Genomic DNA, 20,545 nt, shown 5'->3' with positions numbered 1-20,545 from the left:
ACCCCCGTCCACCCTACGGCCTCACGGGCGGCGTTCGGGGCCGCCCGCACCCCGACCGGCCGCGGCCTTAAGGTACGGGGCATGTCCGTTGATCGGTGGAACACCGTCCTGGTGCTCGGCGGGATCCGCTCCGGCAAGTCCGCGTTCGCCGAGTCGCTGGTCGCGGACGCCGAGTCGGTCCGCTATGTCGCCACGGCCGCCCGGGGCCTGGATGATCCCGAATGGAACGCCCGGATCGAGGCGCACCGGCATCGCCGGCCGGATTCCTGGCACACCGAGGAGACCGGCGCCGACCCTGCCCGGCTGGCCAGGTTGCTGGCGGACGCGAAGCCCGGCGACATGCTGCTCGTCGACGATCTGGGCGGCTGGGTCACCGCACTGCTCGCCCCGGCCGGCCAGCCGGACCCGTCCCCACGGTCCGACGCGGCCGGGCCCCAGCACGCGGACCCCTCACCGGCGACCAGCACAGCGGCCGAGGCATCCGGCGGCACCGCGGTCCCGTCGGTCACCGACGAGGCGATCGCCGCGCTGGCCGACGCGGTCCGCGGGTGCGTCGCCCGGGTGGTGTTCGTGAGCCCCGAGGTGGGGTTGTCGCTGGTGCCGACGACACCGCTCGGCCGCGCCTTCACGGATACCCTCGGCGCCGCGAACCAGGCCGTCGCGTCGGCCTGCGACGCCGTGGTCCTCGTGATCGCGGGCCAGCCGACCTGGCTGAAGCCGACCGGCACGGAGCTGATCGCGCTGTCGGCGGTCCCGGCCGCAAGCACCGGCCTTGCCGCAGGCACCACCCCGGACCCGACCGCAACCGTGCCCACCGCCCCCGGCCCGGCCACCGCCGCGGGCACCCCACCGGATGCGGGCGACACCACGACCCCTGCCGCTGCGCCGACCAGCGACCGGTTGCCCGCTCCCGCGCCGGCCATCGCGCCGGTCGCCGTCGGCGTGGTGGCCGCCGAGGTGGCGTCCGGAGCGGCGCCGGTCATCGAGCCCGGCATGGATCTGCCCCTGCCCGACGCCGACGCGGGCCCGGACGCCCGCGATCGCCTGGAGACCCTGGACCTGCCCGGGGCGGGCCTGGGCGCGCTCGGCGAAGCGGTGGAGTTCGCCGCGGGTGCCCAGGGCACCACCGTGCCGCGACCCTGGGGACCGGTACGTCTGCTGCTACTGGCGGGCGAGCACACCGGCGGCGCCGCGGCCGGGGCGGACCCGGCCGACGCGGAACGCCGGGTCGCCGCGGCGACCGACGGTTCCGGGCCGCTGGCCAGGCTGGCCGCCGAGGCGGGTGCGGACATCCAGCTCGTCCGGGTGGCAGCCGCGGGCGCCATGGAGGACGGGCCGGTGCTCGACGCGGACGGCGTGGAGGCCGCGCTCCAGCGGGGCTGGGCGCTGGCCGGGCAGGCCGCGGACGACGGCCGCGAGGCGGTGGTGCTCGGCGCGTGCGGCACCGGTACGGAAGCCGTCGCGGCCGCCGTGATGGCGGCCAGCACCGGCGCCGAGCCGGTCGCCGTGCTGCCCCGGGTCCTGTTGCCGGGCGGCCGGTACGACGACGACGCCTGGATGCGGCGCTGCGCCGCGATCCGCGACGCGCTGCACCGGATCCGCCGGGAGCCGCGCGGAGCCCGCGACATCCTGTCGCAGCTCGGCGGCGCCGACGTGGCCGTGGCGACCGGGGTGCTGCTCGGCGCGGCGGCCCGCCGCCTGCCCGTGCTGCTGGACGGCCCGGTCGGCATCGCAGCCGGGCTGGTGGCACGCGATCTGGCGGCGCAGATCCGGCACTGGTGCCTGCTGCCCGAGGCGGGCACGCTGGCGCTGGTGAAGCAGGGCGCCGACGTGCTGGGCCTGACCCCGGTGCTGCAGCTGGGCCTGGACCTGGGCGAGGGCGCCAACGCGCTGGCCGCGCTGCCGCTGCTGCGCAGCGCGATCGCCCTCACCGAGTCCCTCGGTGTGCACCCGGCCCTGCTCGACTCGCCCGGCGAGCCCGGCTGGGACGACGCCGACTTCGTCGAGCCGGAACCGGACGGTCCGGGCCCCGCCCGCGCCCCCGGTGCGTGACCTCGCGGCGGGCCTGCGGCTGGCGGTCACCACGCTGACCGTCCTCCCGCTGCGTGCCGGCCGCGTGGACCGTGCCGTGGCGGCGGTGGCGATGACGGCCGCCCCGGCGGTGGGTGCGCTGGTGGGCCTGGCCGTCGCGGCGGTGCTGACCGGCTTCTCGGCGGCGGGGGCTCCCACCGGGCTGGCCGCCGCGCTGGCGGTGGCCGCCGGGGCCGTGCTCACCCGCGGGTTGCACCTGGACGGGCTGGCCGACACGGTGGACGCGCTGGGCTCGTACCGGTCCGCCGACGGCGCGCTGGAAATCATGAAGAAGCCGGACATCGGTCCGTTCGGGGTGGCGGCGATCGCGGCGACCCTGCTGGTGCAGGCCGGGGCGCTGACCGGGCTGGGCGGCGGGGCGGTGGTCGCGGCGTGGGCCGCGGGTCGCCTCGGGGTGCCGCTGGCCTGCCGTCGCGGGGTCCCGGCGGCCCGGCCCGAGGGGCTGGGCGCGCTGGTCGCCGGTACGGTGCCGACGCCTGTCGCGGCCGTCGCGGTGGCGCTGGTGGCGGCCGCGTCGATCTGGGCGGTGCCCGGCCGCCCGTGGCAGGGCCCGGCCGCGGTCGCCGCCGCGACCCTGGCCGCGCTACTGCTGGTCCATCACGCGGTACGCCGCTTGGGCGGGGTGACCGGCGACGTCATCGGCGCGGCGGTGGAGCTCGCCACGACCGTGGCCCTGATCGGGCTTGCGATGGGATCCGCAGGCTAGGGGTCGTACAGGGGACGATCAGCCTACGTCAGCCCCCGGCCGAGTCGTACTCCTTCACGAGGCGCTTGGGTGCGGTGCGCCGCCACGCCTCGACGACGACCTGGTGCAGTTCCTCGGGGTCGGCGGTGGCCAGGTCGACCCGGACCCAGCCGTAGCGCCCGACGTACTCGGCCACCGCGTACGTCTGCGGCGCACCCGCGATCAGCTCCGCCTGCTCCTCGCGGGTCGCCTTGACCGACATGGTGGGCGAGTCCGGCGCGCCACCGGCGATCATCTTGTCCCCGACCCGCAGGGTCGGATGGCCCCACTGCTCGACCATCACCTCGCGGGTGCCCGGCAGCGCCAGCACCCACTCGCGCACCTGCGCGTAGGTGACCGCCATCAGCGCACCGACGTCTGCACGAACGGCGGTTTCACGATGCGGGCCTCGGTCCGCCGCCCCCGGATGTCCACCTCGACGACGTCGCCGTCGGTCAGCCCGGCGGCCGTGTCCAGCAGGGCCAGCGCGACGCCGACCTTCTTCGTGGGCGAGAACGTGCCGCTGGTGGTCTCGCCGACCAGCCGCTCCCCGGCGTACACCTGCATGTGGCCGCGGGGGATGCCGCGGCCGGTCAGTTCCAGGCCGCGCAGGCTGCGGCGCGGGCCTTCGGCCTTCTCCGCCAGCAGCGCGTCGCGGCCCCAGAAGGCGGGCTTCGACCAGCCGACCGCCCACCCGGCCCGGGCCTGCACCGGGGTGATCTCCAGGGACAGGTCCTGGCCGTGCAGCGGGTAGCCCATCTCCGTGCGCAACGTGTCGCGGGCGCCAAGCCCGCACGGCTGCACGCCCGCGTCGATCAGGGCGTCCCAGGTCGCGCCCGCCTTGTCCCACGGGATCACCAGCTCGTAGCCGTGTTCGCCGGTGTAGCCGGTGCGGCACACCACCACCTCCGGCGACGCCTGGAACGACATGTACTCCAGCTCCGTGGGCAGGCCGAGTTTGGTCAGCACGTCCACCGATCCCGGTCCCTGGACGGCGAGGATCGCGTATTTGCGGTGCTCGTCGGTGACCGTGATCCCGGCCGGTGCCGCCGCGGCGAGGCGGCGCACCACCTCGGCGGTGTTGGCGGCGTTGGGCACCAGGAAGACGTCGTCCGGGCCGAACAGGTACGCGATCAGGTCGTCGACGACGCCGCCCGTGTCGTCGCAGCACATCGTGTACTGCGCCTTGCCGGCGGCGATGCGGCCGAGGTCGTTGGTGAGGCAGGTGTTGACGAAGTCCGCCGCGCCGGCGCCCAGCACCGCGGCCTTGCCCAGGTGCGACACGTCGAAGACCCCGGCCCCGGTACGCACCGCGGTGTGCTCCTTGATCACCCCGCCGCCCGCGTACTCCAGGGGCATCTCCCAACCGCCGAAGGCGGCGAACTTGGCGCCGAGCGCTACGTGGCGCTCGTGCAGGGGCGAACGCAGCAGCGTGCCAGCGACCTCGGTGGACATGGGGGTCAACTTACCGCGCCCGGCGCCACCCCGACCGACGCGATCCCGCCCGTTCGCGTGACAGGACGGCATCTGTCGTTAGAGTCGGCGAGACACCACCGCCGAGCGGCGCGACCCGCGCCGGTCGGGCCATGCTGCCGAAGGCGCCCAGGAGGCGTGCTCCGGCCCCGGACCTCCGCGGAGATCTCGAGTGACCCAGCCCGCCCCCTCTCTCAGCCTGGTCGACACCGACCCCGCCGAGCTGGCCGTCGATGCGATCGTCATCGGCCTGCACAGCCAGCCCGACGAGGGCGGTGCCGTGCTGCCCGCCGCCGGTGCGGAGAGCATCGCCGCGGCGTTCGACGGCAAGCTGACCGCCACCCTGTCGCTGCTCGGCGCGACCGGCGCGCCGGGTGAGGTCACCAAGCTGGCCACCTTGGGCACGGTGGCGGCGCCGCTGCTGGTCGCGGTCGGCCTCGGCGACGAGCCGTCCGGCGCGGCACCCGACGCCGAGACGCTGCGCCGGGGCACGGGCGCCGCGGTGCGCGCCCTCGCGGGCAGCGCCACGGTCGCGCTGGCACTGCCCCTGCCGGACGACGCGGACGCGCCGGGCGTGCTGCGGGCCATCCTGGAGGGTGCGCTGCTGGGCGGGTACCGCTTCGCGGGCTACAAGACCAAGCCTCAGCCGGGCCGCCGCGACCCGGTGGCGGCTTTGCAGGTGTACGTGCCGGACGCCGCGGACGCCGCCGCCAAGGCCGAGGTGGAGCGTGCCGCGATCGTGGCGCGCGCGGTGCGCCTGACCCGCGACTGGGTGAACCAGGCCCCGAACGAGCTGCGCCCGCCGCAGTTCGCGGACGCCGTGGCCGCGGCCGCGAAGGGCACCGGCCTGTCGGTGGAGGTGCTGGACTTCGAGGCGCTCAAGGCCGGTGGCTACGGCGGCATCGTCGCGGTCGGCCAGGGCTCGGAGGCGCCGCCACGGCTGGTGAAGCTGAGCTACACCCCCGAGGGGGTGGCGGACCCGAAGCGGGTGGCGCTGGTCGGCAAGGGCATCACGTTCGACACGGGCGGAATCAGCATCAAGCCGGCCGCGGGCATGTGGGAGATGAAGTCCGACATGGCGGGCGCCGCCGCGGTCGGCGCGGTCCTGCTGGCGGTGGCCGCGCTCAAGCCGCAGGTCGCGGTCACCGGCTACCTGGCGATCGCGGAGAACATGCCTTCGGGTACGGCGTACCGGCCGGGCGACGTCATCACGATGTTCAACGGCAAGCGGGTCGAGGTGCTCAACACCGACGCCGAGGGCCGGATGGTGCTGGCCGACGCGATCGCCCGCGCCTGCGCGGACGGCACGGACTATCTGTTCGAGACGTCGACGCTGACCGGCGGCCAGGTGGTGTCGCTGGGCAAGAAGATCTCGGGCGTGATGGGTGACGCGGACACCTGCGAGCGGGTCAAGGCGGCGGGCGCGGCGGTGGGCGAGCCGGCCTGGCCGATGCCGCTGCCGGACGACGTCCGCAAGGGCATGGAGTCGGATGTGGCCGACATCTGCCAGACCAACGCGGCCATGGACCGGGCCGGGCACATGCTGCAGGGCGGGGTGTTCCTGCGCGAGTTCGTGGCCGACGGGGTGCCGTGGGCGCACCTCGACATCGCGGGCCCGTCGTTCCACACCGGCGAGGCGACCGGCTACTGGACCAAGGGCGGCACCGGCGTCCCCGTGCGCACCCTGCTGGCCCTGGTGGACGACATCGCCGCCAACGGCTGACCCGCTCCGGGAAGCGCCGCCCTACGCGGGGCGGCGCTTCTGGCGGCTGTTGTAGTCGCGCATCCGCTGGGGGTAGCCGAGCAGCCGGACGTCGTAGATGGGCAGTGCGAGCTGGTGCGCGAAGCGGCGGGCGATCTCGGGGGATTCGATGCGCCGGCGGGTCCATTCGCCGTCGTGTGCCACGAGCAACACCGTGGTCTCGGTCACGGTGGTGCGGGGTTCGATGAACGCCTCCACGCCCCGACGGGACCGGACAAACTCCGCAAGATACTCCAGATCGGCACGATCCACCGGACGTCCGAACCGCTGCGCGGGCTCTCTGCGCCGCCGAAACCAGGCCACGGAGCACTCCTCATGGTCGATTGCGGAAAGGGTACGTCGCCGCCGGGTGTCGTTGGGCACCTGGCTGCATCGATCGGGCCCGCAAGTGACAAGATGACCAGGACGACTTGTGACCGTTTCCATAGTGAGATCCACGTGGTGACGACGCGACCTTGGAGTTGACGTGAGCCAGCCGAACACCTTCGACATCGTGATCCTCGGCGCCGGCAGCGGTGGTTATGCGTGTGCGCTGCGCGCCGCCCAGCTCGGCCTGACGGTCGCCCTCATCGAGAAGGCCGAGGTCGGCGGCACCTGCCTGCACCGCGGCTGCATCCCGACGAAGGCGCTGCTGCACGCGGGCGAGGTCGCGGACCAGACCCGCGAGAGCGAGCAGTTCGGGGTCAAGGCCGACCTGGTCGGCATCGACATGGCCGGGGTGAACGCGTACAAGGACGGCGTCGTCGCGCGGCTGTACAAGGGCCTGCAGGGCCTGCTCAAGCAGCCGAGCATCACGCACGTCGCGGGCTCCGGCAAGCTGGTCGCGAAGGACACCGTCGAGGTCGACGGGAAGCGGTACACCGGCCGCAACATCGTGCTGGCCACCGGGTCGTACTCACGCTCCCTGCCCGGCCTGGAGATCGACGGCCGCCGGGTGATCGCCAGCGAGCACGCGCTGCGCCTGGACCACGTGCCCGCCTCGGCGATCGTGCTGGGCGGCGGCGTGATCGGCTGCGAGTTCGCCAGCGCCTGGAAGTCCTTCGGCGTGGACGTGACCATTGTGGAGGCCCTGCCCCGCCTGGTCGCCGCCGAGGACGAGGAGATCTCCAAGCAGGTCGAGCGGGCGTTCCGCAAGCGCGGCATCGCATTCAAGACCGGCAAGCCGTTCGAGAAGGTCGAACACACCGAGAACGGCGTGCGCGCCACGATCGCGGGCGGCGAGACCATCGAGGCCGAGCTGCTGCTGGTCGCGGTCGGCCGCGGCCCCACGACCCAGGACCTCGGGTACGAGCAGCAGGGCATCACCCTGGACCGCGGCTTCGTCATCACCAACGAGCGGCTGCACACCGGCGTGGGCAACATCTACGCGGTCGGCGACATCGTCCCCGGCCTGCAGCTCGCACACCGCGGCTTCCAGCAGGGCATCTTCGTCGCCGAGGAGATCGCGGGTAAGAACCCGGCGGTCATCGACGAGAACGGCATCCCCCGCGTCACGTACTCCGACCCTGAGGTGGCGTCGGTCGGCATCACCGAGGCCAAGGCCAAGGAGCAGTACGGCGCGGACAAGGTCTCGACGTACAACTACAACCTGGGCGGCAACGGCAAGAGCCAGATCCTCAAGACCGCGGGCTTCATCAAGCTGGTCCGGGTCAACGACGGCCCCGTCGTGGGCGTCCACATGGTCGGTGCACGGGTCGGCGAACTCATCGGCGAGGCGCAGCTGATCTTCAACTGGGAGGCGTACCCGGACGAGGTGGCCCAGCTCGTGCACGCCCACCCCACGCAGAACGAGGCGCTCGGCGAGGCCCACCTCGCGCTGGCGGGCAAGCCGCTGCACGCGCACGCCTGAGCCCCGCCCATCCACTACCGCAGGCCCTAAGGAGTTCGAAGAGATGCCGGTATCGGTCACCATGCCGCGGCTGGGTGAGAGTGTCACCGAGGGCACCGTCACCCGCTGGCTCAAGCAGGAGGGCGAGCGGGTCGAGGCGGACGAGCCGCTGCTGGAGGTCTCCACCGACAAGGTCGACACCGAGATCCCGTCGCCCGCCGCGGGCGTCCTGTCGCGCATCGTCGTCGGCGAGGACGAGACCGCCGAGGTGGGCAGCGAGCTGGCGGTGATCGCGGGCGACGGCGAGGCACCCGCCGCGGCCCCGGCCCAGCAGGCCCCGGCCCAGCAGGAGCCTGCCCAGCAGGCCCCGCAGGCCGAGCCGGAGCCGGCCGCGCCGACCACCCCGTCCACCGAGACGCCGGTGGGTCAGGAGGCCCCGGCGCCGCAGGCCGCGGCACCGGCCGGCGGCGACGGCACCGCGGTGAAGATGCCCGCCCTGGGCGAGAGCGTCACCGAGGGTACGGTCACCCGCTGGCTCAAGCAGGTCGGCGACGCCGTCGAGGTGGACGAGCCGCTGCTGGAGGTCTCCACGGACAAGGTGGACACCGAGATCCCGTCGCCGGTCGCCGGCACCCTGCTGGAGATCAAGGTGCCCGAGGACGAGACCGCCGACGTCGGCGCGGTGCTGGCCGTGGTGGGCACCCCGGGCAGCGCCCCGGCGGCTCCGGCCGCACCCGCCCCGGCGCCGCAGGCCGCCGCCCCGGCTCCGGCCCGCCCGGCCGCTCCGGCGCAGCCCGAGCCGCCCCTGGTCGAGTCCGCCCCGGCGCCAGCTCCGGCCCCGGCCGCGCGACCCGCCGAGTCGGCCCCGGCGGCTCGGACCGCCGCCCCGGCCACCGAGGCCGTCAAGGCGAACGGTGCCGGTGACGCCGGGTACGTGACCCCGCTGGTCCGCAAGCTGGCCGCCGAGAAGGGCGTCGACCTGGCCACCCTCACGGGCACCGGGGTCGGCGGGCGCATCCGCAAGCAGGACGTCCTGGAGGCCGCCGAGAAGGCAGCCGCCACGACGGCCCCGGCCCAGGCGTCCCGGCCCGCCGCCGCTCCCACGCCGAAGCCGGCCCCGAGCCCGCTGCGTGGCCGCACCGAGAAGCTGACCCGCATCCGCGCCACCATCGCCCGGCGCATGGTGGAGTCCCTGCAGGTCTCGGCGCAGCTCACCACGGTCGTCGAGGTCGACGTCACGAAGATCGCCCAGCTGCGCGCCCGCGCGAAGAACGACTTCTTCGCCAAGCACGGCGTGAAGCTGTCCTTCATGCCGTTCTTCGCCCTGGCGGCGGTCGAGGCGCTGCGCGCCCACCCGGTCGTCAACGCGTCGATCGACCAGGAGGCGGGCACGGTCACCTACCACGACGGCGAGCACCTGGCCATCGCGGTGGACACGGAGAAGGGCCTGGTGGTCCCGGTCATCCGCGACGCGGGCGACCTCAACCTGGGCGGGCTGGCCCGGCGGATCGCCGACGTGGCCGAGCGCACCCGGGCCAACAAGATCAGCCCGGACGAGCTGTCCGGCGGCACCTTCACGCTGACCAACACCGGCAGCCGCGGCGCCCTGTTCGACACGCCGATCATCAACCAGCCGCAGGTGGGAATCCTGGGCACGGGCGCGGTGGTCAAGCGGGCCGTGGTGCTCGACGACCCGGACCTCGGCGAGGTGATCGTGCCGCGCTCGATGGTGTACCTGGCCCTGTCGTACGACCACCGGCTCGTCGACGGTGCCGACGCCGCCCGGTTCCTGGTCACCCTCAAGGACCGGCTGGAGGCCGGGCAGTTCGAGGGCGACCTCGGGCTGAGCTGACCCACGTACACCTGACGAGGGCGTCCCGGCACCGGCCGGGGCGCCCTCGTCCGTTTCCCCCGCCCGTGCCGGCCCGCCGATGCACCCGACCCGGGGACACGTGTGCGCGCACGCTGCGTGGCGGGCAATGATGGGGCCATGCGGATCCTCATGGCCGGTGCGTCCGGCTTCCTCGGCACCGCCCTGGCCGAGCGGCTGCCTGCCGCCGGCCATGACATCACCCGACTGGTCCGGCGCGAGCCTCAGCAGCCCGGCGAGGCGTTCTGGGAGCCGTCCGCGGGGCAGCTCGACCCCGCGCAGGTCGCCGGCACCGACGCGGTGATCAACCTGGCCGGGGCGGGGGTGGGCGACAAGCGCTGGACCGCGGGCTACCGGAACGTGATCCGTTCCAGCCGGGTGGACACCGCCGGCACTCTCGCCCGGGTGATCAGCCAGCTGCCCGCCGCCGACCGTCCCCGCGTGCTGCTGCAGGGTTCCGCGGTCGGCTGGTACGGCGACACCGGCGACCGCGAGGTCACCGAGGAGGCACCCGCCGGCACCGGCTTCCTCGCCGACGTGTGCCGGGTGTGGGAGGCCGCGGCCCGCCCGGCCGAGGACGCCGGCACCCGGGTGGTGCTGCTGCGCACCGGCATGCCGCTGGACGCCCACGGCGGCCTGCTCAAGCCGCAGCTCCTGCCGTTCCGGCTGGGGATCGGGGGCAAGCTGGGCGGGGGCGGGCAATGGGTGCCGTGGATCGCTCTGGCCGACTGGCTGGACGCGATCGAGATGCTGCTGGAACGCGCCGACATCGCCGGACCGGTCAACGTCGTCGGCCCCGAGCCGGTGACCAACGCCGCCTTCACCGCCGCGTTCGGCCGGGTGCTGCACCGGCCGACGCTCATGCAGATCCCGGGCGCGGCGTTGCGCCTGGCGCTCGGCGGGCTCGCCGATGAGGCGCTGCGCAGTCAGCGGGTCCTGCCCGCGGTGCTGCGCCGGGCCGGCTTCACCTGGCAGCACCCCACCATCGAGTCCGCCCTGCAGGCCGCGCTGGCCCCGGCCGCTGCGGCCTGATTCACGCCCTGTCCGGGCGGCATTTCACGGCGGCTGCGGGCCGCGGCGGCTTCCGCTTGCTACCGTGCGGCTCGTGACCGTCGCCACAGCCCCCGCCGACCCACCGGTCGCGCGGCCCGGCGTGCCCCGGGGCGGACGGGCCTGGGTCGCCCACCTGCTGGTGGCCTCGACCGCCCTGCTCCTCGGGGTCTGGGTGACCGGCGGCCTCTGGGTCTCCCCCACCACCCGGGCCATCGCCGCAAACCCCGGAGATCAGGCCTTCTTCGAAGGACTTCTCGGGTACGGGGTGCACCTGCTGCGGCACGGCGGCGACCCGTTCTTCACCGACCTGCTGAACGCCCCGCTCGGGGTGAACCTGGCGGCGAACACCTCCATCACCGCGTACATCCTGCTGTTCGCGCCGCTCACCAAGCTGGCCGGGCCTCAGGTCAGCTACGTGACCATCCTGACGCTCAACCTCGCGGGCTCCGCGTTCGCGTGGTATCTGTTCCTGCACCGGCACCTGGTGCGGCACCGGGCCGCCGCGGCCCTGGGCGGGCTGTTCTGCGGCTTCGCGCCGGGTTTCGTCTCGCACGCCAACGGCCATCTGAACTGGACCGCCGGCTGGATCGCCCCGCTGGTGCTGTGGCGGGTGCTGACATTGCGCGAACCGGGCCGGTGGCTGCGCAACGGCGCCATCCTCGGCGTGGTGCTGGCGCTCTGCTTCTCCATCGCCGCGGAGGGACTGTTCTTCACCGCCCTGGCCAGCGGGGTGTTCATCGGAGCCTGGGCCGCCGCACCGGCCACCCGGGCGCAGGCCCGGGCCGCCGCACCCACCGTGCTGGCCGCCCTGGGGGTGACCGCCGGGGTGGCGGGCATTCTGCTGGCGTACCCGCTGTACATGCATTTCGCCGGGCCGCAGACGTTCTCCGGCACGGGCTTCAGCCAGCGCGAGTTCTCCGAGGACGCCGCCGCGTACCTCAGCTACCCCAGCCGGTCGGTGGCGGGCTGGGCGGGGCTGGACCGCGCCGACCTGGCGTCGAATCCGACCGAGCAGGCCTCGTTCTTCGGGCTGCCGCTGGTCGTGCTGGCCGGTTTCGCGACCGCCGCCCTCTGGCGCCACGCGAACGCGGGACGCCGGGCCACCCTGCGCGCCCTGCTGATGGTCGGCGCGGTGTTCACCGTGCTGTCGTGGGGGCCGCGGCTGCGGGTCCTCGACCACGAGACGCACCTCCCGCTGCCGTACGCGGCGCTGGCCCGGCTGCCGCTGTTCAACTCGGCGCTGCCCACCCGGTACGCCCTGGTCGTCGTGGGGGTCCTGGGCATCCTGCTGGCCCTGGGCGTGGACTGGGTGCTCAGCACGGCCGGGCCGCACCACCGCGCCGCCTGGGCGGCCGCGTACACGTTCGCGCTGCTGCCGCTGATGCCCCTGCCGGTGCTCACCGCGGAGCGGGCGCCGGAACCGCGGTTCATCGCCGACGGCACCTGGCGGAAGTACGTGCCCGACGGCGGGGTGCTCAGCGCGCTGCCGTTCGCCACGAACCCGGGCCCGGACGCGCAGCGCTGGCAGGCGTACACCCTGGCCCGTGGTGGGCCGGTGTTCCGGATTCCGGGCGGCTACTTCCTGGGGCCCGGCGGCCCGGACGGCAAGGGCCAGATCGGCACCCCGCTGCTGCCCACGGACGTGCGGCTGCAGCAGGCCGCGCACTACGGCTATCTGGCGCCGATCACCGACGTGGAACGGGAGCAGGCCCGGCGCGACTTCGCGTACTGGAACATCAAGGCGGTGTTCCTCCCCGACCGGGTCATCGGGTCGCAGGGGCTGCTGTTCCACGCGACGCTGGAGCAGACCACGACCGCGCTGCTGGGGCAGCCGGAACGGGTCGACGACGTGCTGGTGTGGCGCATCCGTCCCGGGTTGGACCCGGTCACGCCCGGCGGCTGACGCAGCCGCCCGCGCGCGGAGACTACGCTGCAACGGTGACGACTTCTACGCTCACCGTCCTGCGTCCCGGCCTGGTCGACTACCAGGTGGCCTGGGACGAGCAGCGCCGCCTGCACGACGACGTGGTGGCCGGTGCCCGCCCGGACACCATCCTGTTGCTGGAGCACCCGAGCGTTTTCACGGCCGGCAAGCGCACCGAGCCGCACGACCGCCCGCTCGACGGCACCCCCGTGGTGGACGTCGACCGCGGCGGCAAGCTCACCTGGCACGGCCCGGGCCAGCTGGTCGGCTACCCGATCGTGAAGCTGCCGGACCCGGTCGACGTGGTGGCGTACGTGCGGCGCACGGAGCAGATGCTCATCGACGTGTGCGCCGAGTTCGGGGTCGTCGTGGAGCGGGTCGAGGGCCGCAGCGGAGCGTGGGTGCGGGCCGACGAGCGCGGCCCGGACCGCAAGATCGCGGCCATCGGCATCCGGGTCTCGCGCGGGGTCACGCAGCACGGATTCGCCCTCAACTGCGACTGCGACCTGTCGAACTTCGGCCGGTTCGTGCCGTGCGGCATCCGCGACGCCGGGGTCACCTCGCTGAGCGTCGAGCTGGGCCGCCCGGTGCCGGTCGCCGAGGTCCTCCCGGTCGTCGAACGCCACCTCCCGACGCTGCTGGCCTGACCGTGCCCGTAGCTGGCGCCACGGGCACGGCCACCGTCAGGGTGTGAGGCGGTGTCAGGGTGTGAGGCGGTGCAGGTCGCGGGGAAACGCCGCGACCTCGCGGACGTTGGCCGCGCCGAGCAGCCGCGCGACGAAGCGTTCCAGCCCGATCGCGAAGCCGCCGTGCGCGGGCATCCCGTACCGGAAGGCGTCCAGGTAACCCTCGTAGCCCTCGACCCCTTCGCCCCGGGCTGCCAGCGCTGCGACGTAGTCGGAGTACCGGTGCAGCCGCTGGCCGCCGGTGACCAGCTCGACCCCGCGGAACAGCAGGTCGAAGCTGTTGGACCAGGTGGGGTTCGACGGCTGCGGGTGGGTGTAGAACGGCCGCTTGCGCATCGGGTAGCCGGTGACGAACACGAAGTCGCTGCCGTGCTCGCGGGCGGCCCACGCCCCCAGCGCCCGCTCGTGCGCCGGGGCCAGGTCCGGCTCGTCGGCGGGCGCCCCGGCGATCCGCAGCGCTTCGGCGAAGTGCACCGCCGGGATGTGTTCCGGCACACCCGGCACCGGTGTGCCGGTCCGTTCGGCGACGGTGTCGAGCATGGTCGCCACGACGTCGCGCAGCACCACCATCACGTCCCGGTGGTCGGTGATGAAGCCCAGCTCGGCGTCGAGTGAGGTGTACTGGGCCAGGTGCCGCGCGGTGTCGTGCGGCTCGGCCCGGAACACCGGCCCGACCTCGTACACCCGCTCGAAGACCCCGACCATCAGCTGCTTGTAGAACTGCGGCGACTGGGCCAGATAGCCGGGGCGGCCGAAGTAGTCGAGCTGGAACACGTCAGCCCCCGATTCCGTCGCCGACGCGACGATCTTCGGCGTGTGGATCTCGACGAACCGGCGGGCCTCCAGCGCCGCGCGGAACCCGGCGGTGGCCGCGGCGGCCACCCGCAGCGCGGCGGCCCGGGCCGGGTGGCGCAGGGCCAGGGCGGCATGGTCGAGCTGGGTGGGCAGGGTCCCGGTCGGCGCGGGCCGGTGCAGTTCGACCGGCAACGGTACGGCGACCGCGCTGTGCACCCGTACCGTCGGGGTGCTCAGCTCGACCCCGGCGGGCGCCGCGGCGTTCGCGGTGACCGTGCCGGTGACCTCGACGACGCTCTCCTCGGTCAGCGCCTCGACCCGGGTGCGGGCCTCGGCCGAGGCCGCGACGACCTGGGTGAGCCCGGCGGCGTCGCGCAGGATCAGGAATGCCACCGACTTGAGCAGGCGTCGGCGGTGCACCCAGCCGGCGACCGTGACGGTCTCGCCGACGTGGGCGGCCAGTTGGGTGGAGAGGATGCGTTGCATGGCGGGTACCTCCTCTGGTGTCGCAACGCGGCCCCAGACAGGTGTGGGCGAGCGGGATCCTCGCGGTGCCACCACACCTTCACGCCGCTGTGCGGCGCCTCTTGTCGTGCTCGGCTCGGGAGTGTCTTCACGCCCCGGCGCCGGGCCACCTTCACAGCTGCCGGTGGCTCTCTGAGCCGGCGGGATCGGGGCGTTACTCGGTTCCGTCGTCGCCGTGGCCGCAAGCTAACAGCGCGGTGACGGCAAGTGAAAGCGTTTTCCCTGTACGGCGGTGAGGGCGGTCACAGAACCGGGGACGTGAGCCTCGTCGCCCATCGCCCGCATGATCTTGCCGCGGGCGTAACCTCGTCGTTGTGACAGTTGCTCCCGAGGGCCGCCGCATGCTGCGCATCGAAGCGCGCAACGCCGAGACTCCGATCGAGCGCAAGCCGCCGTGGATCAAGGTCAAGGCGAAGATGGGCCCCGAGTACACGCAACTGCGCGGGCTGGTGCAGAAGGAGGGCCTGCACACCGTCTGCCAGGAGGCCGGCTGCCCCAACATCTACGAATGTTGGGAGGACCGGGAGGCGACGTTCCTCATCGGCGGTGACCAGTGCACCCGCCGTTGCGACTTCTGCCAGATCGACACGGGCAAGCCCGCCGAGTTCGACGCCGACGAGCCCCGCCGCGTCGGCGAGTCCGTCGCCACGATGGGCCTGAGGTACGCGACCGTCACCGGTGTCGCCCGCGACGACCTGCCCGACGGCGGCGCCTGGCTGTACGCCGAGACGGTCCGCCAGATCCACAAGCTGCAGCCCGGATGCGGTGTCGAACTGCTCATCCCCGACTTCAACGCCGAGCCCGAGCAGCTCGCCGAGGTGTTCGGCGCGGCCCCCGAGGTGCTGGCCCACAACGTCGAGACCGTGCCCCGGATCTTCAAGCGGATCCGCCCCGCGTTCCGGTACGAACGCTCGCTGGAGGTCATCACCCGGGCCCGCTCCGCCGGGCTGGTCACCAAGAGCAACCTGATCCTCGGCATGGGCGAGGAGCGGGCGGAGGTCTCGCAGGCCCTGCGCGACCTGCACGGCGCGGGCTGCGAACTGATCACCATCACGCAGTATCTGCGGCCCACCCCGCGGCACCACCCGGTCGAGCGCTGGGTGAAGCCGGAGGAGTTCGTGGAGCTGGGCCAGGAGGCCGAGCAGATCGGCTTCGCCGGGGTGATGAGCGGCCCGCTGGTGCGCTCGTCCTACCGCGCCGGCCGGCTGTATCAGCAGGCCCTCGCCGCCCGCGGCTGACCCCGGCTTACCGATCCCTCGAGCGGGCTCGCGCCGCCCGCGGGTGACCCCGGCTTACCGATCCCTCGAGCAAGCTCTCGCCGCCCGCCGGGTTACCGCTCGTCGAGCAGGCCGAGGCGGTGGGCGACCGCGGCGGCCTCCACCCTGTTCGCGACGTCGAGCTTCGCGATGATCCGGGACACGTGCACGCTGGCCGTCTTGGGTGAGATGTAGAGCCGCTCGGCGATGCGCCCGTTGCTGTGCCCCTCGGCGACCAGGCGCAGCACCTCACGCTCACGCGAGGTGAGCACGTCGGTGCCGGTCGGGGCGGGCTGTCCCGGGGAGCGCACTCCGATGCGGCGGGCCAGGGTGTCCGCGTCCTGGCACAGCGGCCGGGCGCCCAGGGCCGCGGCCACCGCGACGGCCTCCTCGACGGCGTCGGCCGCGACCGCCCGGTCACCCGCGCCCGCGGCGGCACCGGCCAACCCGAGCAGCGCCACGGCCAGCGGGTGGCGCCGTCCGTCCGCCCGCCAGGCCTCGACCGCCGCCGTCCACCGCTGCTGGCCACCGTCGAGCAGCGCCGCGACCTGCACCGCGTACGCCCGGTCGGCGCCCTGCCGCTGCGGAGTGGCGGCGGCCAGCGCCCGGATCCGCTCCCCCAGATCGTTCAGGTCAGCCGGTCCCGCTGGGCTGCCGTCCCCGGCCGCATCCTTGAGTGCCGCGCCCCGGACGGCCCCGCGGTCCACTGAATCGCCCGCGGCGGCCGCGCGCTCGACGGCGGTTGCCGCCGAGGCCAGCAGCGGCCAGCTGTAGCGGGGGCGGGTCACGATCGCCGGCTCGGCCATGGCGGCGCGGGCGGCGGCCAGCGCGGCCGCGGTGTCGCCCGCGTGCAGGGCGCCCTCGATGCGCAGATTCAGCAGGGAGAGCCGGTTGTCGGCGTGCAGGAACGGCCGGGTGAGGAAGCCGACCGCGCGGGTCACCAGCGGCTCGGCGCCCTCATGGCCGCGGGCCAGCCGCAGTCGGGCGCGCAGGCCGAGCCACGGCAGCGCGAGGGTGCCGGGTGGGTCGAGCCGGGCCGACTGCGCGAGGCGTGCGTCCGCCTCGTCCCAGCGGCCCAGTGCCAGCAGCGCCTCGGCGTGGTTGGCCAGCAGGAACACTCCCGTCGTGCGACCCACCCCGACCCGGTCCGCGTACGGCACACCCTCGTCGGCGGCTTCCGCCGACTCCTCGTAGCGGCCCAGCGTGAACAGGGTGTCGGAGATGTTGACCAGGGCGCGGGTCAGGGTGGGCAGGTGCCCGGCGACGCGGGCCTGTTTCTCGGCCGCCCGCATCGTGGCGAGGCCGTCCTCGGGCGACACGGATCCCGCGCACAGCTGCCCGAAGGTGACCGTCGCGGACACCTCGGCCCCGATGTCACCCCGCTCGCCGGCGGCGGTCATCGCCTCCCGCGCGATCCGGCCGCCTTCCTCGTTGTCGACCGGGGCCAGCGCGTTCGCGACGTCGGCCAGCAGCATCGCCCGCTCCTCGGAGGGCGCGGCCCCGCGCAGCAGCCGGTACGCCTCCCGCGACTCGGCGGCGCCGTCGCTGGTGCCCGCGATGTGCAGTAGCTTGCCGCGACGCACCAGCAGCCGGGCGGCACGCACCGGCTCGGCCGCGGCGTCGAGGTCACCGAGCGCGGCCCGGGTCAGCTTCAGCGCGCGCATCAGCTCACCCGCCTCGATGGCCACCAGGGCGGCCTCCTCCAGCAGGTCGAGGTGGCTCTCGCCGAGCAGCTGCGCGGGGTCGCCGACCTGCTCCCACAGCTCCAGCACCCGATCCAGCAGGCGGGCCTGCTCCGCGTACGCGAAGCGGCGCCCGGCCTCGTCGGCGGCCTGCTTCGCGGTGACCAGGGCGCGCGGGTGGTCGTGCGCCGCGTGCCAGTGGTGGGCGATCTCGGCCGGGGCGCGGCCCAGCCCGACCAGCTCCGGCTCCGCCTCCACGGCCTGGGCGTAGCGGGCGTGCAGCCGGGCATGCTCGCCGGGCAGCAGGTCGTCGTGCACCGCCTCGCGGACCAGCGCGTGGCGGAACTCGTAACCACCCGCACCGTCCACGACGATGAGCTGGGCCACGACGACGGCCCGCAGCGCCGACTCCAGCTCGGCCTCGGATCCGCCCACCACGCGGCTGAGCAGCTCGTGGCCGAACCGGGTGCCGCCCACCGCGGCGATCCGCAGCACCTGCTGGGCCGCCTCGGGCAGCTGGTCGACCCGGGCCAGCAGCAGGTCGCGCAGGGTGTCCGGGATGTCGCTGCAGCCCTGCGCGGCGTTGGCGGCCAACTGCTCGACGAAGAACGGGTTGCCCTGGGCCCGCGTGTGGATGTTGTCGACCGTCTGCGGCTCGGGCTCGGCATCGGCCAACTCCGCCAGCAGCCGGGCGGTGCCGTCGCGGTCGAGCCGGTCCAGCTCCAGCCGGTGCACGCCGCGGACCCGCTCGAGTTCGCCCAGGAACGGCCGCAGCGGGTGCCCGCGGTGCAGCTCGTCCGTCCGGTAGGTCGCGATGATCAGCACCCGGGGCAGCCGGGCCGAGCGGGCCAGGAAGGCGATCAGGTCGCGGGTCGAGCGGTCGGCCCAGTGCAGATCCTCGATGATCAGCACCAGCGGGCGCTGCTCGGCGAGGCGCGCGAACAGCGTCCCCACCAGCTCGAACAGGTGCCCTCGCCGGTCCGCGCCGGGCACTCCCAGCTCGGGCATCAGGCGGGCGAAGTCCGCCTCGCGGCCGTCCAACACCGCGGGCCCGTCGCGGTGCACGAGCTGGCGCAGCGCGGCCGCGAACGGCGCATACGGCAGGCCTTCCTCCCCCAGCTCCAGGCACTGGCCGGTGAGCAACTGGGCGCCGTCGGCCTCGGCCGCGCGGCAGAACTCCTCGACGAGGCGGGTCTTGCCGATCCCGGCCTCGCCACCGAGCAGGACGGCGGACGGCTCGCCGTTGCTGGCGGCCTTCAGCGCAGCGCGCAGCGCGGCCAGGTCGGCCTCCCGGCCGACCATGACCTTGCTGCTGCACGTACGTGGATGTGCCGCCACGAAATCGAGCATGCCACGGCGGTACGACAGGACCGCGGCCTGCGCGACGGTCACGGCGCCACCGGGGTGCGTACCGGTCGCATCGTGCGGCCGTGGCCCGGCCAGCGCAACCGCAGCCCGCGGGAGGCGTCGGCCCGAACCCGCGCGGCCAGCCGGTGCGCCTCGGCGGACCGGTGCAGTTCCGCGGCGTGGTGGTGGTACATGTCGAGCCGCAGGCCGGGGTCGTTGATCAGGAACATCGGATTCTCCTTCGCGATCGGTGCTGACCTCGACTCTTCGCGCGAAGGGGGTCCCGGCACATGGGGACGCTGCCTCATCTCGGCCGCCTCAGGTGCCTTACCCGGCCCTGCCGGGGCCGCTGCGCGGGGTAAGGCACTCAGTCGATCCACCGCGCGGCGCCCGGGTACGCCACCACTACACTCCCGGGTATGGCAAAACCCCAGGAGAAGGTGTCGTTCGGCACGCGCCTGAAGCAGATCGGGCAGGTCGTCGGGTTCACGGCGAAGCAGGACAAGTGGTTCGTCCCGCTGGTCGCCGCGGCGGTGCTGATCCCGCTGGCGCTGACCGTGCTGGTCGTACTCCTGGGTGGCGGCCTGGTGTGGATCCCGATCGGGATCATGATCGCCCTGCTGGGCGCGCTGATCGTGCTCAACCTGCGGTCGAACGCCGCGATGATGAACGCGGCCGAGGGCCAGCCCGGCGCGGCGGCCTCGATCCTGGAGAACATGCGCGGCGACTGGCGGGTGCGCCCCGCGGCCAGCTCGACCACCCAGTTCGACATGGTGCACGTGGTCATCGGCCGTCCCGGGGTGATCCTGCTGGGCGAGGGCCAGCCGCAGCGGGTGCGCAACCTCATGGGTCAGGAGAAGCGCCGCCTCGCCAAGGTGATCGGCAACGCCCCGCTGTACGACTTCGTGATCGGCACGGAGGAGGGCCAGCTGTCGATCCGCAAGCTGCGCACCACCGTGATGAAGCTGCCGCGCAACCTCAGCGGCAAGGACGTCAACGCGCTGGACAAGCGGCTCGGCGCACTGATGGCCCGGCCGCAGATGCCCAAGGGCGCCATCCCGAAGAACATGCGCCCCAGCAAGGGCGCCTTCCGCCAGCAGCGCCCCCGCTGACCTTATCGGGGCTTGCGGATCACGACCGATCCGGCGGCCCTGTCGTGCAGGCCACGCCGGTCGGCGTCCATGAAGACCGCCGGGACGAGCAGTGCCAGCAGAACCGCCCGCGCGAGCCCCTGGACCGGGCCGATCGCTCCGCCGTCACGGACGGCGACGCAGCGCAGACCCGCCAGGGCCATGCCCGGCGTCTGTCCGAACAGGCCGATGCCGACCGCGTTCAGCACGATCAGCACGAGTACGGGCGGCCACGCGACGATCCGAGGGTCGGCATAGAACGCGGCGGTCATCAGGCAGATCGCCCAGTCGATCATGAGCGCGCCGAGGCGGCGGCCGAACGGCGCCAGCTCGACCACCGTCAGGTCGTAGGCGCCGGTGGGCGGGGTGTCGTTCGCGCGCGTTGCCACAAACGGTGAG

General features: G+C 74.0%; 17 protein-coding genes. 10 read left to right on the top strand and 7 right to left on the bottom strand.

All coding sequences use genetic code 11. The annotated features are described in order from the left end of the window. Positions 1–81: 81 nt before the first annotated feature. Both ACMCNO_RS10735 and ACMCNO_RS10730 read left to right on the top strand, forming a co-directional pair. Complete coding sequence (locus ACMCNO_RS10735) at positions 82–2,052, top strand: bifunctional adenosylcobinamide kinase/adenosylcobinamide-phosphate guanylyltransferase (protein ID WP_412749258.1); 1,971 nt, start codon at positions 82–84, stop codon at positions 2,050–2,052. Beyond that, entirely contained in the window at positions 2,045–2,797 is a 753-nt protein-coding gene (locus ACMCNO_RS10730) for an adenosylcobinamide-GDP ribazoletransferase (RefSeq protein ID WP_412749257.1), read from the top strand. Before ACMCNO_RS10735 ends, ACMCNO_RS10730 begins: the two co-directional genes overlap by 8 nt. Positions 2,798–2,825: 28 nt before the next feature. On the opposite strand, the gene ACMCNO_RS10725 is transcribed toward ACMCNO_RS10730, so the two are convergent. Together ACMCNO_RS10725 and gcvT are read right to left on the bottom strand one after the other, a co-directional pair. After that, positions 2,826–3,179, bottom strand: a complete 354-nt coding sequence (locus tag ACMCNO_RS10725; protein WP_412749256.1) for an MmcQ/YjbR family DNA-binding protein — start codon at positions 3,177–3,179, stop codon at positions 2,826–2,828. Further along, positions 3,179–4,270, bottom strand: a complete 1,092-nt coding sequence (gene gcvT / locus ACMCNO_RS10720) for a glycine cleavage system aminomethyltransferase GcvT (protein WP_412749255.1) — start codon at positions 4,268–4,270, stop codon at positions 3,179–3,181. Before gcvT ends, ACMCNO_RS10725 begins: the two co-directional genes overlap by 1 nt. 190 nt (positions 4,271–4,460) lie before the next feature. Here gcvT and ACMCNO_RS10715 point away from each other — a divergent pair, with 190 nt between their 5' ends. After that, complete coding sequence (locus ACMCNO_RS10715; RefSeq protein ID WP_412749254.1) at positions 4,461–6,011, top strand: leucyl aminopeptidase; 1,551 nt, start codon at positions 4,461–4,463, stop codon at positions 6,009–6,011. Between the two features lie 21 nt (positions 6,012–6,032). On the opposite strand, the gene ACMCNO_RS10710 is transcribed toward ACMCNO_RS10715, so the two are convergent. After that, on the bottom strand, positions 6,033–6,353 hold the full coding sequence (locus ACMCNO_RS10710; protein WP_412749253.1) for a hypothetical protein: 321 nt from the start codon (positions 6,351–6,353) through the stop codon (positions 6,033–6,035). A 163-nt stretch (positions 6,354–6,516) separates the two neighbouring features. Here ACMCNO_RS10710 and lpdA point away from each other — a divergent pair, with 163 nt between their 5' ends. From lpdA to lipB, 5 genes are all read left to right on the top strand, one after another. Then, complete coding sequence (lpdA, locus tag ACMCNO_RS10705; protein WP_412749252.1) at positions 6,517–7,899, top strand: dihydrolipoyl dehydrogenase; 1,383 nt, start codon at positions 6,517–6,519, stop codon at positions 7,897–7,899. 43 nt (positions 7,900–7,942) lie between these two features. Further along, on the top strand, positions 7,943–9,730 hold the full coding sequence (sucB, locus tag ACMCNO_RS10700) for a 2-oxoglutarate dehydrogenase, E2 component, dihydrolipoamide succinyltransferase (protein ID WP_412749251.1): 1,788 nt from the start codon (positions 7,943–7,945) through the stop codon (positions 9,728–9,730). Between the two features lie 138 nt (positions 9,731–9,868). Further along, positions 9,869–10,780, top strand: a complete 912-nt coding sequence (locus ACMCNO_RS10695; protein WP_412749250.1) for a TIGR01777 family oxidoreductase — start codon at positions 9,869–9,871, stop codon at positions 10,778–10,780. A 73-nt stretch (positions 10,781–10,853) separates the two neighbouring features. Next, positions 10,854–12,704: a DUF2079 domain-containing protein gene (locus tag ACMCNO_RS10690; RefSeq protein ID WP_412749249.1), complete on the top strand. Its 1,851-nt coding sequence runs from the start codon at positions 10,854–10,856 to the stop codon at positions 12,702–12,704. A 35-nt stretch (positions 12,705–12,739) separates the two neighbouring features. After that, the gene (gene lipB, locus ACMCNO_RS10685; protein ID WP_412749248.1) at positions 12,740–13,372 is read left to right on the top strand and encodes a lipoyl(octanoyl) transferase LipB; all 633 of its coding nucleotides are present in this window, start codon (positions 12,740–12,742) and stop codon (positions 13,370–13,372) included. Positions 13,373–13,426: 54 nt separating this feature from the next. On the opposite strand, the gene aspS is transcribed toward lipB, so the two are convergent. After that, a complete protein-coding gene (gene aspS / locus ACMCNO_RS10680) occupies positions 13,427–14,692 on the bottom strand; it encodes an aspartate--tRNA(Asn) ligase (protein WP_412749247.1) in 1,266 nt (421 codons plus the stop codon). Positions 14,693–15,072: 380 nt separating this feature from the next. On the opposite strand from aspS, the gene lipA reads away from it, so the two are divergent. Further along, entirely contained in the window at positions 15,073–15,969 is an 897-nt protein-coding gene (lipA, locus tag ACMCNO_RS10675) for a lipoyl synthase (protein ID WP_412753666.1), read from the top strand. Positions 15,970–16,061: 92 nt separating this feature from the next. On the opposite strand, the gene ACMCNO_RS10670 is transcribed toward lipA, so the two are convergent. After that, on the bottom strand, positions 16,062–19,061 hold the full coding sequence (locus tag ACMCNO_RS10670) for a helix-turn-helix transcriptional regulator (RefSeq protein ID WP_412749246.1): 3,000 nt from the start codon (positions 19,059–19,061) through the stop codon (positions 16,062–16,064). Further along, complete coding sequence (locus ACMCNO_RS10665; RefSeq protein WP_412749245.1) at positions 19,058–19,246, bottom strand: hypothetical protein; 189 nt, start codon at positions 19,244–19,246, stop codon at positions 19,058–19,060. Before ACMCNO_RS10665 ends, ACMCNO_RS10670 begins: the two co-directional genes overlap by 4 nt. Before the next feature lie 189 nt (positions 19,247–19,435). Here ACMCNO_RS10665 and ACMCNO_RS10660 point away from each other — a divergent pair, with 189 nt between their 5' ends. Further along, positions 19,436–20,128 (top strand): DUF4191 domain-containing protein, encoded by a 693-nt coding sequence (locus ACMCNO_RS10660; protein WP_412749244.1) that lies wholly within the window; start codon positions 19,436–19,438, stop codon positions 20,126–20,128. Positions 20,129–20,130: 2 nt separating this feature from the next. Here ACMCNO_RS10660 and ACMCNO_RS10655 read toward each other — a convergent pair whose 3' ends face one another. After that, a complete protein-coding gene (locus tag ACMCNO_RS10655; protein WP_412749243.1) occupies positions 20,131–20,535 on the bottom strand; it encodes an RDD family protein in 405 nt (134 codons plus the stop codon). Between the last annotated feature and the right edge of the window lie 10 nt (positions 20,536–20,545).

It is taken from the genome of Krasilnikovia sp. M28-CT-15, from assembly GCF_047159595.1.
Classification (GTDB): Bacteria; Actinomycetota; Actinomycetes; order Mycobacteriales; family Micromonosporaceae; genus Actinoplanes.
The sequence above is the reverse complement of the archived record's forward strand: the minus strand, read 5'-3'. Positions and strand labels throughout refer to the sequence as shown.